Here is a 12,355-nt window from a genome sequence, read left to right as displayed (position 1 = left end):
CTCTTATGTCTGTCGTCCGCGACAATGCCGAGCCGCTCGCCATCGTATTTGAGGATGACGGGCTCGTGCCCAACAATATCCTCCCCTTCCTGGTCTACCAGGCCGCGGTGAAGCTCGATTCCAGACAGCCGGAAGAGACGATCGAACGCTTGTTCGAAGCGAACGGCTGGGGCGGCACGTGGCGCAATGGCGTGTTCGATTATCTGCATTATCACGCAACGGTGCACGAGGTGCTCGGCGTTGCGCGTGGCAGCGCGCGCGTCCGCTTCGGCGGCGGCCACGGCCAGGAGCTGGAGATCAAGGCCGGCGACGTCGCGATCCTGCCCGCCGGCACAGGTCACCAACGCATCAAGGCCAGCGCGGATTTCTGCGTGATCGGCGCCTATCCGCCGGGCGCGAAGATGGAGGTCACCCGCGCAACACCGGAGAACCACGCCAAGGCGCTGAAGACGATTCCAAACGTCGCGCGGCCGCCGGCCGATCCGGTGACGGGCAAGAACGGGGCGTTGATGCGGTTGTGGCGGTAGCTACAAAGACGGTGCAGTAGGGTGGGCAAAAGCGAAGCCTGCCCACCAAACAGTTTGAACTGCGGAGAGATAGTGGGCACGGCGCGCGAAGAGCGCGCCTTTGGCCACCCTACGACAGTGTGCCCCTACGCCTCGTTCGCGCCTTCCTGTCTTGTGGCTTCGAACAGGAACCAGGTGCGGCGCTCGGTCTCGTCGATGAAGTTCTCGAGGATGCTGGCGCTGGCGACGTCGCCGGCGTCGTCGCAGACCTCGTGCGCCTTGCGCATTGCGGCGGCGACATGCTTGTTGTCCTGCATCAGCTCGCGCAGCATCTCGCGCGGCGGGACATAGTCTTCGTTGTTGTCCTTGATGGTCTGGAGCTTGGCGATCTGCCCGATCGATTTCAGCGTGGTGCCGCCGATCTTGCGGACGCGCTCGGCGAGCTGGTCGGTGGTGGCGAAGATCTGGTCGGACTGCTCGTCGAGCAGCAGATGATAGTCGCGGAAATGCCGGCCGCTGATGTGCCAGTGGAAATTCTTGGTCTTCAGATACAGCGCGAACGCGTCGGCCAGAAGCACGTTGAGTGCCTCCGAAACCTCGTTGACCGCCTGGGACGACAGATCGGTGGGCGTGTCGAGGTCGGGCGAGACCTTTTGTGGAGCTTTGCTCACGGGAAACCTTCCTGTTAGGACGCAGACATTGACGGCGCGCCGCCGCACCCCTAACGCAGGCGGGCAGCGCCGGTTCCTGCAACGGAACCGTTTGGCCGGGGCCCTCGACGACCATGGACGATTGGATCGATTATTACGACTCGACGCACACGATCTATGTCAGCAAGCTGCATCGCGACTTGCACTTCCAGATCATCGCGCGGGACATCATCGGCTACATCTCTTCGCCCGAGGCGACCGTGCTCGACTATGCCTGCGGCGAGGCGCTGTCGGCGAGCCAGGTCGCGGCGGCCTGCGGCAAGCTGATCCTCGCCGAGCCTGCGCCCGGCGTGCGCGGCCGGTTGATCGCGCGGTTTGCCCCGAACACGAAAATTCGCGTCCGCTCGCTCGACGATGTGCGCAAGATGCAGGAGCAGTCGATCGATCTCGTCGTAATGAACTCGGTCGCGCAATACATGACGCCGGACGAGCTCGACGCCGCGCTCCTCAACTTCTCCCGTATCCTGAAGCCCTCGGGCAAGCTCGTGCTGGGCGATATCCTCCAGCCCAATGTCGGCATGTTCAGGGACGTCACAGCGCTGCTCAGCTTCGGCCTGCGTCACGGCTTTTTGAAAGATGCGCTGATCGGGCTGATCAGCACCGCACTGTCGGATTACCGCCAGCTGCGCACGCGCATCGGGCTACAGCGCTACAGTGAGGAGGAGATCACCGCCAAGCTCAAGGCAGCCGGCTTCGCGGTCCAGCGCGCTCACCGCAATATCGGCCACAATAGCTGGCGCATGACGTTCGTCGCGCGGCCGCCGCTGGTCCGTTGAGCTTGGTGGATCCGTTAAGCATAACGTCTGCCTGAGGTGGCTTGTCGCACCCCGATCGGTAATGATCGCCGCGGCCCGGTGGCGGAAGTGTCTACGCGAGGGCGATGCATCGCTCTTTATCCTGGTTCAAATCCAGGCCGGGTCTCCACGCTTCGCCCCTCACGGGGCTACGCATGGCGCAGCCACGCGAGACCCGCAGGGGCGAAGCGTGTCCGGCGCAGCTGGAGCGAAGCGCAAGCGTAGAGGGACTGGCCGCCCAATCCTCAATCAGCCTCAACCACTTCACATTCCGACACAAGCCGCAGCCGGTCGGCATCCTTTGCCGCGGAGGTGATGACGGCATCGAGCAGGCCCGGAAAGCGTGCGTCCAGATCCTCGCGGCGCAGACGCACGAAGCGGTTGGTGCCGGCGACGCGGGTCTGCATCAGGCCGCATTCGCGCAGCTTGGCGAAGTGATAGGCAAGATTCGACTTGCCGCTGAGCCCGTTGAAATCGCCACAGCACAGCTCGCCGCTGACACGTTCCTGCTGCGCGAGCTGGTACACGATCGCCAATCTGATCGGATCGCTCAGGCAATCCAGAACCATCGGCAGTTCGATCTGCTCGCGGGTGGGGTGGGGTGGGGTGCGGCTCATGGTCCAAAGATCATAGCGAAATGGCCTGGATGTTCAATAGTTCTTGAACCAATTGACTCCTGACCCGGTCCCATCAATAGTTCAATAAACGTTGAACATAGGGATTTCCTCGGATGAGCGTATTCTGGTTGGCCCTGGCAGCCTTTGCGATCGGCACGGAAGGCTTTGTCATTGCTGGGCTTTTGCCGTCGATCGCCACGGACCTGGCGATTTCCGTCCCCGCCGCCGGCCAGTTGGTCACAGCCTACGCCCTCACCTATGCGGTCGGCTCGCCGATCCTGGCGGTGACACTGAACAATATCGACCGCCGCACCGTGCTGGCCCTGGCGCTATCGACCTTCATCGCCGGAAACCTCGCGGCGATGGTGGCGTCGAATTACGCCCTGCTGCTGGCCTCGCGCATGCTGATGGCGCTGGGCTCCGGGCTGTGCATGCCGACCGCGCTGGCCGTATCGGTGGCCGTCGCCGCGCCGGAGCGACGCGGCCGCGCGGTGGCGCTGGTCACCTCGGGCCTCACGGTTGCGACCGTCATCGGCGTTCCCCTCGGCAATCTCGTCGGCAGCCTGCTCGGCTGGCGCGCGACCTTTGCCATGGTCGCCCTGATCGGCGCCGTTGCGCTCGCCGGCCTCCTGCTCGGTCTGCCCCGCGGCCTGCCACGCAACACGGCCTCGCTCAGCGATCGGCTGGCAGTGGCGCGTCACCGCAATGTCCTGACGGCGCTTCTGATCACGATTTTATGGGCGCTCGGTGGCTTCACCGTCTTCACCTATTTCGCGGTCCCGCTGCGCGGCCTTGGATTCGATGCGTCGCAGATCAGCCTCGCGCTGCTGGTGTTCGGCGGCGCCGCCGCGATCGGGAACATGCTCGGTGGCGTCCTGGCCGACCGGCTCGGCACGCTCGCCACAGCAGGTCTCGGACTTGCCGGCATGGCCAGCGCGCTGATCCTGCATTCGCTGATCCTGAAGCTGATGCCGGGACAGGCGCATTATGCGGTGCTGGGCGCGATCTTCCTCTGGGGCATCTCGGGATGGGCGTTCTACCCGGCCCAGGTCGCCAGCATCATCCGGATCGAGCCACAGGCCTCGATGATCGCGCTCTCGCTCAACGCCTCGGCCATGTATCTCGGTTTTGCGATCGGCGGTGCCTTGGGCGGCGCGGTGCTTGCGGCGTGGAGCCCCGCCGATCTCGGCTGGGTCGGCGGATTAAGCGTTTCGGCGGCTCTTCTGGTCCATCTCGCCCGCGGTTGGCAGGCCCGGCCAAAACCGGTCAAAATTGCCGGTTGATGGGTGTTTTTCGGGGTTTCGCCGCCCCGAAAACTGGTCTAAGACCCACCCCGCGCGCGAGGGGGGACCACCGCGCTCTCGGCCAAAGGGACGCGCAGCAGCGCGCCCTTTTTTTGTGCCCAAATTCCACTTTGGCGAGAGTTGATGCCCAAACGTACAGACATCACCACCATCCTGATCATCGGCGCCGGTCCCATCGTGATCGGCCAGGCCTGCGAGTTCGACTATTCGGGCACCCAGGCGGTGAAGACGCTGAAGGAAGAGGGCTATCGCATCGTCCTCGTCAATTCCAATCCGGCCACCATCATGACCGACCCGGAATTGGCCGATGCGACCTATATCGAGCCGATCACGCCAGAGATCGTCGCGAAAATCATCGAGAAGGAACGTCACGTCATTCCCGGCGGCTTCGCGCTGCTGCCGACCATGGGCGGACAGACAGCGCTGAACTGCGCGCTGTCGCTGCGCCAGCAAGGCACGCTCGACAAGTTCGACGTCGAGATGATCGGGGCCACCGCGGACGCGATCGACAAGGCCGAGGACCGCCAACTGTTCCGCGAGGCCATGACCAAGATCGGGCTCGAGACGCCTAAGTCGCGGCTCGCCAACGCCTCCGCCCTGAAGAAGTCCTTCCGCGACAAGTACCAGGCCGAACGCGCCAAGGCATCGGGCGCTGCACTCGAAGAACTCGAGCGGCAATGGACACTCGGCGAAAGCGACCGCCGCAAGCGCTACCAGGAATATGCGCTTGGCCAGGCGCTGATGGCGCTGTCCGAGATCGGCCTGCCCGCGATCATCCGCCCCTCCTTCACCATGGGCGGCACCGGCGGTGGCATTGCCTACAACAAGGAAGAGTTCCTCGACATCATCGAGCGCGGCCTGGATGCGTCTCCCACCAACGAAGTGCTGATCGAAGAATCCGTGCTCGGCTGGAAAGAGTACGAGATGGAGGTGGTGCGCGACAAGAACGACAATTGCATCATCGTCTGCTCGATCGAGAACCTCGATCCGATGGGCGTTCACACCGGCGATTCCATCACGGTGGCGCCGGCGCTGACGCTGACCGACAAGGAATACCAGATCATGCGCGACGCCTCGCTGGCGGTGCTGCGCGAGATCGGCGTCGAGACCGGCGGCTCCAACGTGCAGTTCGGCGTCAATCCCGAAGACGGCCGCATGGTCGTCATCGAGATGAACCCGCGCGTGTCGCGTTCCTCCGCCCTGGCTTCGAAAGCCACCGGCTTTCCGATCGCAAAGGTCGCCGCCAAGCTTGCGGTCGGCTACACGCTCGACGAAATCGCCAACGACATCACCGGCGGCGCCACGCCGGCCTCGTTCGAGCCGACGATCGACTATGTCGTCACCAAGGTGCCGCGTTTCGCTTTCGAGAAATTCCCCGGTGCCTCCACCACGCTGACTACGTCGATGAAGTCGGTCGGCGAAGTCATGGCGATCGGCCGCACCTTCCAGGAAAGCCTTCAGAAAGCATTGCGCGGGCTCGAGACCGGCCTCACCGGCCTCGACGAGATCGAGATCGAAGGCCTCGGCCGCGACGACGACAAGAATGCGATCCGCGCTGCGCTGGGCACGCCGACACCGAACCGGCTGCTCCAGGTCGGGCAGGCGATGCGGCTCGGCTGGTCGGACGAGGAGATCTTCAATTCCTGCAAGATCGATCCGTGGTTCCTCAGCGAGATGCGCGGCATCGTCGAGATGGAAGCGAAGGTCCGCAAGAACGGCCTGCCGGGCAACGCCTTCGGCATGCGCACGCTCAAGGCCATGGGCTTCTCCGATGCCCGGCTCGCGGTGATCGCAGAGACGACGGAGGCCGAGGTCACGGCGAAGCGACACGCGCTCGGCGTTCGCCCGGTCTACAAGCGCATCGACACCTGCGCGGCCGAGTTCGCTTCGCCCACCGCCTACATGTACTCGACCTATGAGGCGCCGTTCGCGGGCGCGCCTGCGGACGAGAGCTCGCCGTCCGACAAGAAGAAGGTCATCATCCTCGGCGGCGGACCGAACCGCATCGGCCAGGGCATCGAGTTCGACTATTGCTGCTGCCACGCCTGCTTCGCGCTGCACGACGCCGGCTACGAATCCATCATGGTGAACTGCAACCCGGAGACGGTGTCGACCGACTACGACACTGCCGACCGGCTCTATTTCGAGCCGCTCACCGCCGAGGACGTGCTGGAGATCATCGCGAAGGAACGCACCAACGGCACGCTGCACGGCGTCATCGTGCAGTTCGGCGGCCAGACCCCGCTCAAGCTCGCGCGTGCGCTGGAAGCCGCCGAAGTGCCGATCCTCGGCACCTCGCCCGACGCCATCGACCTTGCGGAAGACCGCGACCGCTTCAAGCGGGTGCTCGACAAGCTGCGGCTGAAGCAGCCCAAGAACGGCATCGCCTATTCGGTCGAGCAAGCGCGCCTGGTCGCAACCGATCTCGGGCTGCCCCTGGTGGTGCGCCCGTCCTACGTGCTCGGCGGCCGCGCGATGCAAATCATCCGCGAGGAAAACCAGCTCAGTGATTACCTGCTCGGCACGCTGCCGGAGCTGGTGCCGGGCGACGTCAAGGCGCGCTACCCGAACGACAAGACCGGCCAGATCAACACCGTGCTCGGCAAGAATCCGCTGCTGTTCGACCGCTATCTGTCCGATGCGACCGAGATCGACGTCGACTGCCTCTGCGACGGCAAGGACACCTTCATCGTCGGCATCATGGAGCACATCGAGGAAGCCGGCATCCATTCCGGCGACAGCGCCTGCTCGCTGCCGCCGCACTCGCTGGACGACAAGATGATCGAGGAGCTGGAGCGGCAGACCCGCGAGCTGGCCCTCGGCCTCGACGTCGTCGGCCTCATGAATGTGCAATACGCCATCAAGGACGGCGAGATCTACGTGCTCGAAGTCAATCCGCGGGCCTCTCGCACGGTGCCCTTTGTCGCCAAGGTGGTCGGTACGCCGGTGGCGAAGATCGCGGCGCGCATCATGGCCGGCGAGAAGCTCGCCGATTTCAACCTGAAGAAGGCGAACCTCGATCATGTCGGCGTGAAGGAATCGGTGTTTCCGTTCGCCCGCTTCCCCGGGGTCGATACCGTGCTCGGCCCCGAGATGCGCTCGACCGGCGAGGTCATGGGCATCGACCGCTCCTTTGCGGTGGCGTTCGCCAAGAGCCAGCTCGGCGGCGGCACGCGGGTGCCGCGCAAGGGCACGGTGTTCGTTTCGGTTCGCGAGAGCGACAAGACGCGCATCACCGAGGCCGTTCGCGAGCTGCATTCGCTCGGCTTCAAGGTGCTGGCGACGTCGGGCACGGCCCGCTTCCTGACCGACCAGGGGATCCCGACCGAGAAGGTGAACAAGGTGCTGGAGGGCCGGCCGCACATCGTCGATGCCATCACCAATGGCGACGTCCAGCTCGTCTTCAACACCACCGAAGGCCCGCAGGCGCTCGCCGACAGCCGTTCTCTGCGGCGCGCGGCCCTCTTGCATAAAGTGCCGTATTACACCACTCTTTCTGGGGCCGTGGCGGCCGCGCAGGGCATCCGCGCCTATCTGGGCGGGGACCTTGAGGTTCGGACCCTGCAGAGCTACTTTTCGGAAACCTGATCGCGAGCGGAAGGCCCAACCTTCTGTTAAGTGATTGGCGGTGAAGCCACTATGGCCGGAGGAACTGTCCGGCCATATGGTTGTTCTGTTCCGGTGCCAAGCCCATATGAACGTTCGGCGGCACGCGCGTTGAGCCCCCGGACAGACTGACGAATCAAGTTGCGTGCGCGCTGACTTTTCAGGGCGCGCGCGACCGAAGGACGAGAGAAGAGATGGAAAAGGTACCGATGACAGCGGGCGGCTTTGCCGCGCTCGGGGAAGAACTGAAGAAGCGCCAGTCGGAGGACCGTCCGCGGATCATCGAGCATATCGCCGAGGCGCGCTCGCACGGAGACCTTTCGGAGAACGCGGAATACCACGCCGCGAAGGAAGAGCAGTCCCACAATGAAGGCCGCATCGCCGAGCTCGAGGACAAGCTGGCGCGCGCCGACATCATCGACATCTCGAAGCTGTCCGGCGACACCATCAAGTTCGGCGCGACCGTGACACTGGTCGACGAGGACACCGAAAAGAAGACGGTGTGGCAGATCGTCGGCGAGGTCGAGGCCGACGCCAAGAAGGGCCGCATCTCCATCACCTCGCCGCTCGCGCGCGCGCTGATCGGCAAGAAGAAGGGCTCAACAGTCGAGGTCAACGCACCCGGCGGCGCCAAGGCTTATGAGATCACCAAGGTGGAGTGGCGGTAAACGATTTGCCGTCGCGCGTGATTTGAAAAGGCCGCGCGATGCGCGGCCTTTTGTATCTAGTGTTGCCGAGGGGGTGCGGCTTACTCCACCTCGCTCCGCCTGCGGGGAGAGGACGAACTACCTTCTTCCTCTCACGTCGAGCGGCACGGCCGCCTCGTATTTCGAATTGTGCAGCACCAGCGAGGTCCGCACGTTGCGGACGTGCGGGGCGGCGGTCAGGTGGGTGACGAAATCCTGGAAGGTGGCCATGTCGGGTGCGACGCATTTCAGGATGAAATCGACTTCGCCCGACAGCATCCAGCACTCGCGCACCAGCGGCTCGGCGCGGACGAACTCCTCGAAGGCGCGCAAATCGGCCTCCGCCTGGCTGGAGAGGTGCACTGCGGCAAACACTGTGACGTCGAAGCCGAGCTTGCGTGCATCCAGAAGCCCGCGATAGCCGTGGATATACCCCTCCTCCTCCAGCGCCCGCACGCGGCGCAGGCAGGGCGGGGGCGAAATGCCGACGCGCTTGGCCAGCTCGACATTCGTGATTCGACCGTCGGCCTGAATCTCGGTGAGAATCTTCAGGTCGATCTCGTCTAGGTTCCGCGACACGTGATTGGAACTCCTGGTCTTGCGGCGGTATCGGTGGCTTTGTCGCAATCCTCATAGCCCAGACCGCACGACCGGCGCAATTTTATTGCGCGTGCAGCGCAATCGACTTTTGTTCCCTGTTGGAAAAATCCGCCGATAGGGAATGCAATTCTTGCATAGCTCACCAGAAGGCTTAGATTACCTCTGATATTTCAGCGCCTCCGCGAGGCCTCCCGGCACGTTCCGCGCCCGCGCTGCAGTCCCCCGTGAAAGGCATCTGTCGAAATGTCCGCCGCTGTCCATGCAAAGGTCGTCATCATCGGCTCCGGCCCCGCAGGCTACACGGCGGCGATCTACGCCGCGCGCGCGATGCTCGAGCCGATCCTGATCCAGGGCATCCAGGCAGGCGGCCAGCTCACCATCACCACCGACGTCGAGAACTATCCCGGCTTCGCCGACGTGATCCAGGGCCCCTGGCTGATGGAGCAGATGGAGAAGCAGGCGCTGCATGTGGGCACCCAGATCAAGACCGATCTGGTGACGAAGCTCGACACCTCGCAGCGACCCTTTCGCCTCACCTGCGATAGCGGTGACGTCTATCTCGCCGACACCGTGATCCTCGCCACCGGCGCCCAGGCGCGCTGGCTCGGGCTGCCGTCCGAAACGAAATTCCAGGGCGGCGGCGTGTCGGCCTGTGCCACCTGTGACGGCTTCTTCTACCGCAACAAGCAAGTCGTGGTGGTCGGCGGCGGCAATACCGCGGTCGAAGAAGCCCTGTATCTCACCAACCATGCCTCGCAGGTCACCATCGTGCATCGTCGCGATCACTTCCGCGCCGAACGCATCCTGCAGGAGCGTCTGTTCAAGCACCCGAAGATCAAGGTGGTCTGGGACTCAGCCGTCGACGAGATCTGCGGCACCGAGAACCCGAACAAGGTCACCCATGTGCGACTGAAGAACGTCAAGTCCGGCGCGTTGACCGATGTGCCGACCGACGGCGTCTTCATCGCCATCGGGCATGCCCCGGCGACCGAGCTCGTGGCTGGGCAGGTCAAGCTGAAACCGTCGGGCTATGTCGAGGTCGCCCCGAACTCGACCGCGACCTCGGTCCCCGGCCTGTTCGCCGCCGGCGACGTCGCCGACGAGACCTATCGTCAAGCGGTCACGGCGGCCGGCCTCGGCTGCATGGCGGCGCTCGAGGCGGAACGATTTTTGGCCCTGCGCGCCAGCGAGCGCGCGGCAGCGGAATAGACATCATGGCAAGAACACGCGACGGATTTACGGATATGGACTGGGACAAGCTGAAGGTGTTTCACGCCGCGGCGGAAGCGGGCAGCTTCACGCACGCGGGCGAGCAGCTCGGCCTGTCGCAATCGGCGGTGTCACGCCAGGTCTCGGCACTGGAGCAGGAGCTCTCGGTCTCGCTGTTCCACCGCCACGCCCGCGGCCTGATCCTCACCGAACAGGGCGACCTCCTGTTCCGCACCGCCCATGACGTCTTCATGCAGCTGCAGGCGGCGCGCGCGAAACTGACCGACAGCCGCGAGCGGCCGAGCGGCGATCTCAAGATCACCACCACGCCCGGCGTCGGCATCAACTGGCTGATCCCCAGGCTCGGCGAATTCACCGCGCTCTATCCGGAAATCCGGATCTCGCTGATCGTCACCGACGAGGAGCTCGACCTGTCGATGCGGGAGGCCGACGTCGCGATCCGCACCCGCAAGCCGACGCAGCCGGATCTCATTCAGCGCAAGCTGTTCGCGATGGGCTTCCACGCCTATTGCTCGCCTGATTACATCAAGCGCTTCGGCACGCCGCGCACGCTGGAGGAGCTCGACTCCCACCGCATCATCACGCTCTCTGACGGCAACTTCGCCCCGCATCTTCAGAACCGCAACTGGCTGGTCGAAGCGGGGCGCAACGGCTCGGGTCCGCGCGAAGCCTATTTCAGGGTCAACAACATTCTCGGCCTCGTCCGCGCCTGTCAGCAGGGCCTCGGCATCGCGGCGCTGCCGGACTATCTGATCGAAGAACAGAGCCGCCTCGTGCAGCTGTTCGGCGAATCGGATTCGATCCAGCTCGATACGTATTTTGTTTATCCGGAAGAGCTGAAGACGGTCGCGCGCGTGCAAGTGTTCCGCGACTTCGTGGTGAGCAAAGCGCAGCGCTGGCCGTCCTGATTTCCGCATGTCTGACATGCGGCTTGGACGCTTGATGCATGGCGCGAGGCTAGCCCATAATGTTTCTACGCTGAGCCTTCGCGTTGCGCATTTGTCCCCCTCCTCCAGTGGCGCGGGAGTTCAGTAATCCCTCTTGGAAGGTGATTGTGTCGGCCTCACGTGGCCAATACCTTAAGCCGGGCTCGATCGAGCCCGGCTTTTTTTTGGCAAATCCGGCCATCGCCCTCCGCGTGTATTGACAGTTCCATGCTTACCCCGCATCATTTGCGAATGATCACGAAGTCGTGCGCAATCTCCTCGCAGGCAGTCGCCTCGAAAAAAGGCCCCCATCTGGGGACCTCGGATTTTTGCGCGCGCTAACAGCCTTCGTCATCGCGAGCCGAAACTTCGAAAACCCCGCCGCCTGGACGGGGTTTTTTCATGTGCCCCGTCTCAGGATTTTTCCCGAGAAGGAGATGGAACATGACCGGACTACAGGAACAATTGCACGGGCTCTGGCTGCCGCTGATAACGCCGTTTCGCGACGGCGCTCTCGACGAGAGGTCGCTGCGCCGGCTGACACGGCATTACAGCGGGCAGGCCGTCGACGGCTTCATCCTGGGGGCGACCTCCGGTGAAGGCATGACGCTGCGCGAAGCCGAACTCGAACGCCTCGTCGCCATCGTGCGCGACGAGCTGACCACCGGCCACAGCAAGCTTCCGATCTGCCTCGGACTTTCAGGCGCGGACACCTCGCGGCTGAAGGAGCGTCTCGACGAGACCGCGGACTGGCCGATCGACGGTTATCTGATCGCGAGCCCGTATTATGTGCGGCCCTCGCAGCGCGGCCTTCTGGCGCATTTCGAGGCGCTCGCCGATCACGCCGCCTGGCCGCTCGCGCTCTACAACATCCCCTATCGCACCTCGGTCAACATCACCAACCAGACGCTGCTGCGGCTTGCCGGGCATCCGAACATCATCGGCCTGAAGGATTGCGGCGCAAGCCGCGAGCAATCCATCGCGCTGCTGCGCGACAGGCCTGCGGACTTTCGCGTGCTGACCGGCGAGGATGCGAATTATTTCGAGGCGCTCAGCGACGGCGCCGATGGCGGCATCGTGCTGTCAGCCCATCTCGAGACCGCGACGTTCGCGGCTGTCCATGCCGAGCTGAAGCGCGGCAATCACGATGCAGCGCTGGCGCGCTGGCAGGAGGTCGCGGACCTGACGCGCCTGTTGTTCACCGAGCCCAGTCCCGCGCCGGCAAAATACTGGCTGTGGCGCACGGGTTTGATCGACAGCCCCGAAGTGCGCCTGCCGATGGTCGAGATCGGCAGCGAACTCGCAGTCCAGCTCGACCGCGAGATCGAACGGCGGATGCAAGTCGCGGCGTAGCTGATAGCCCCTCACCCCACCCT

At 64.1% G+C, this 12,355-nt stretch carries 11 protein-coding genes; 8 read left to right on the top strand and 3 right to left on the bottom strand.

The annotated features are described in order from the left end of the window. Positions 1-5: 5 nt before the first annotated feature. Entirely contained in the window at positions 6-527 is a 522-nt protein-coding gene (locus ACFQX9_RS36065; protein WP_377791897.1) for a hypothetical protein, read from the top strand. Between the two features lie 125 nt (positions 528-652). On the opposite strand, the gene ACFQX9_RS36060 is transcribed toward ACFQX9_RS36065, so the two are convergent. Then, the gene (locus tag ACFQX9_RS36060; RefSeq protein ID WP_377791896.1) at positions 653-1,177 is read right to left on the bottom strand and encodes a Dps family protein; all 525 of its coding nucleotides are present in this window, start codon (positions 1,175-1,177) and stop codon (positions 653-655) included. A 113-nt stretch (positions 1,178-1,290) separates the two neighbouring features. Between ACFQX9_RS36060 and ACFQX9_RS36055 the strand changes: the two genes are divergently transcribed. Continuing rightward, on the top strand, positions 1,291-1,992 hold the full coding sequence (locus ACFQX9_RS36055) for a class I SAM-dependent methyltransferase (protein ID WP_085360537.1): 702 nt from the start codon (positions 1,291-1,293) through the stop codon (positions 1,990-1,992). A 263-nt stretch (positions 1,993-2,255) separates the two neighbouring features. Here ACFQX9_RS36055 and ACFQX9_RS36050 read toward each other — a convergent pair whose 3' ends face one another. Then, entirely contained in the window at positions 2,256-2,627 is a 372-nt protein-coding gene (locus tag ACFQX9_RS36050; RefSeq protein WP_063993885.1) for a helix-turn-helix transcriptional regulator, read from the bottom strand. A gap of 113 nt (positions 2,628-2,740) precedes the next feature. On the opposite strand from ACFQX9_RS36050, the gene ACFQX9_RS36045 reads away from it, so the two are divergent. The 3 genes from ACFQX9_RS36045 to greA all read left to right on the top strand — a co-directional run bounded on the left by ACFQX9_RS36045 (position 2,741) and on the right by greA (position 8,205). Continuing rightward, positions 2,741-3,910: an MFS transporter gene (locus ACFQX9_RS36045; RefSeq protein ID WP_377791895.1), complete on the top strand. Its 1,170-nt coding sequence runs from the start codon at positions 2,741-2,743 to the stop codon at positions 3,908-3,910. Positions 3,911-4,054: 144 nt separating this feature from the next. Further along, positions 4,055-7,519 carry a carbamoyl-phosphate synthase large subunit gene (gene carB, locus ACFQX9_RS36040; protein WP_085348771.1) on the top strand — a complete coding sequence of 1,155 codons (3,465 nt, stop codon included), beginning with the start codon at positions 4,055-4,057 and terminating at the stop codon, positions 7,517-7,519. Between the two features lie 212 nt (positions 7,520-7,731). Beyond that, positions 7,732-8,205 (top strand): transcription elongation factor GreA, encoded by a 474-nt coding sequence (gene greA / locus ACFQX9_RS36035; RefSeq protein ID WP_007596674.1) that lies wholly within the window; start codon positions 7,732-7,734, stop codon positions 8,203-8,205. A 117-nt stretch (positions 8,206-8,322) separates the two neighbouring features. Here the strand turns inward: greA and ACFQX9_RS36030 are convergent, their stop codons facing one another. Beyond that, positions 8,323-8,802 carry an Lrp/AsnC family transcriptional regulator gene (locus tag ACFQX9_RS36030; protein WP_007596676.1) on the bottom strand — a complete coding sequence of 160 codons (480 nt, stop codon included), beginning with the start codon at positions 8,800-8,802 and terminating at the stop codon, positions 8,323-8,325. A gap of 264 nt (positions 8,803-9,066) precedes the next feature. On the opposite strand from ACFQX9_RS36030, the gene trxB reads away from it, so the two are divergent. From trxB to ACFQX9_RS36015, 3 genes are all read left to right on the top strand, one after another. Then, positions 9,067-10,032 carry a thioredoxin-disulfide reductase gene (trxB, locus tag ACFQX9_RS36025; protein ID WP_377791894.1) on the top strand — a complete coding sequence of 322 codons (966 nt, stop codon included), beginning with the start codon at positions 9,067-9,069 and terminating at the stop codon, positions 10,030-10,032. Between the two features lie 5 nt (positions 10,033-10,037). After that, entirely contained in the window at positions 10,038-10,961 is a 924-nt protein-coding gene (locus tag ACFQX9_RS36020; protein WP_007614700.1) for a LysR family transcriptional regulator, read from the top strand. A 462-nt stretch (positions 10,962-11,423) separates the two neighbouring features. Further along, positions 11,424-12,332, top strand: a complete 909-nt coding sequence (locus ACFQX9_RS36015) for a 4-hydroxy-tetrahydrodipicolinate synthase (protein ID WP_204512334.1) — start codon at positions 11,424-11,426, stop codon at positions 12,330-12,332. Positions 12,333-12,355 lie beyond the last annotated feature (23 nt).

The organism is Bradyrhizobium sp. GCM10028915, from assembly GCF_042666195.1.
Lineage (GTDB): Bacteria > Pseudomonadota > Alphaproteobacteria > Rhizobiales > Xanthobacteraceae > Bradyrhizobium > Bradyrhizobium canariense_D.
Note: the sequence above shows the minus strand (reverse complement) of the source record. Positions and strands in the feature narration are given on the sequence as shown.

Bases quoted from the DNA above. Each gene is read 5' to 3' on its own strand.
- carB (WP_085348771.1), top strand. From the start codon at position 4,055: ATGCCCAAACGTACAGACATCACCACCATCCTGATCATCGGCGCCGGT.
- trxB (WP_377791894.1), top strand. From the start codon at position 9,067: ATGTCCGCCGCTGTCCATGCAAAGGTCGTCATCATCGGCTCCGGCCCC.
- greA (WP_007596674.1), top strand. From the start codon at position 7,732: ATGGAAAAGGTACCGATGACAGCGGGCGGCTTTGCCGCGCTCGGGGAA.
- ACFQX9_RS36055 (WP_085360537.1), top strand. From the start codon at position 1,291: ATGGACGATTGGATCGATTATTACGACTCGACGCACACGATCTATGTC.
- ACFQX9_RS36065 (WP_377791897.1), top strand. From the start codon at position 6: ATGTCTGTCGTCCGCGACAATGCCGAGCCGCTCGCCATCGTATTTGAG.
- ACFQX9_RS36050 (WP_063993885.1), bottom strand. From the start codon at position 2,627: ATGAGCCGCACCCCACCCCACCCCACCCGCGAGCAGATCGAACTGCCG.
- ACFQX9_RS36015 (WP_204512334.1), top strand. From the start codon at position 11,424: ATGACCGGACTACAGGAACAATTGCACGGGCTCTGGCTGCCGCTGATA.
- ACFQX9_RS36045 (WP_377791895.1), top strand. From the start codon at position 2,741: ATGAGCGTATTCTGGTTGGCCCTGGCAGCCTTTGCGATCGGCACGGAA.
- ACFQX9_RS36020 (WP_007614700.1), top strand. From the start codon at position 10,038: ATGGCAAGAACACGCGACGGATTTACGGATATGGACTGGGACAAGCTG.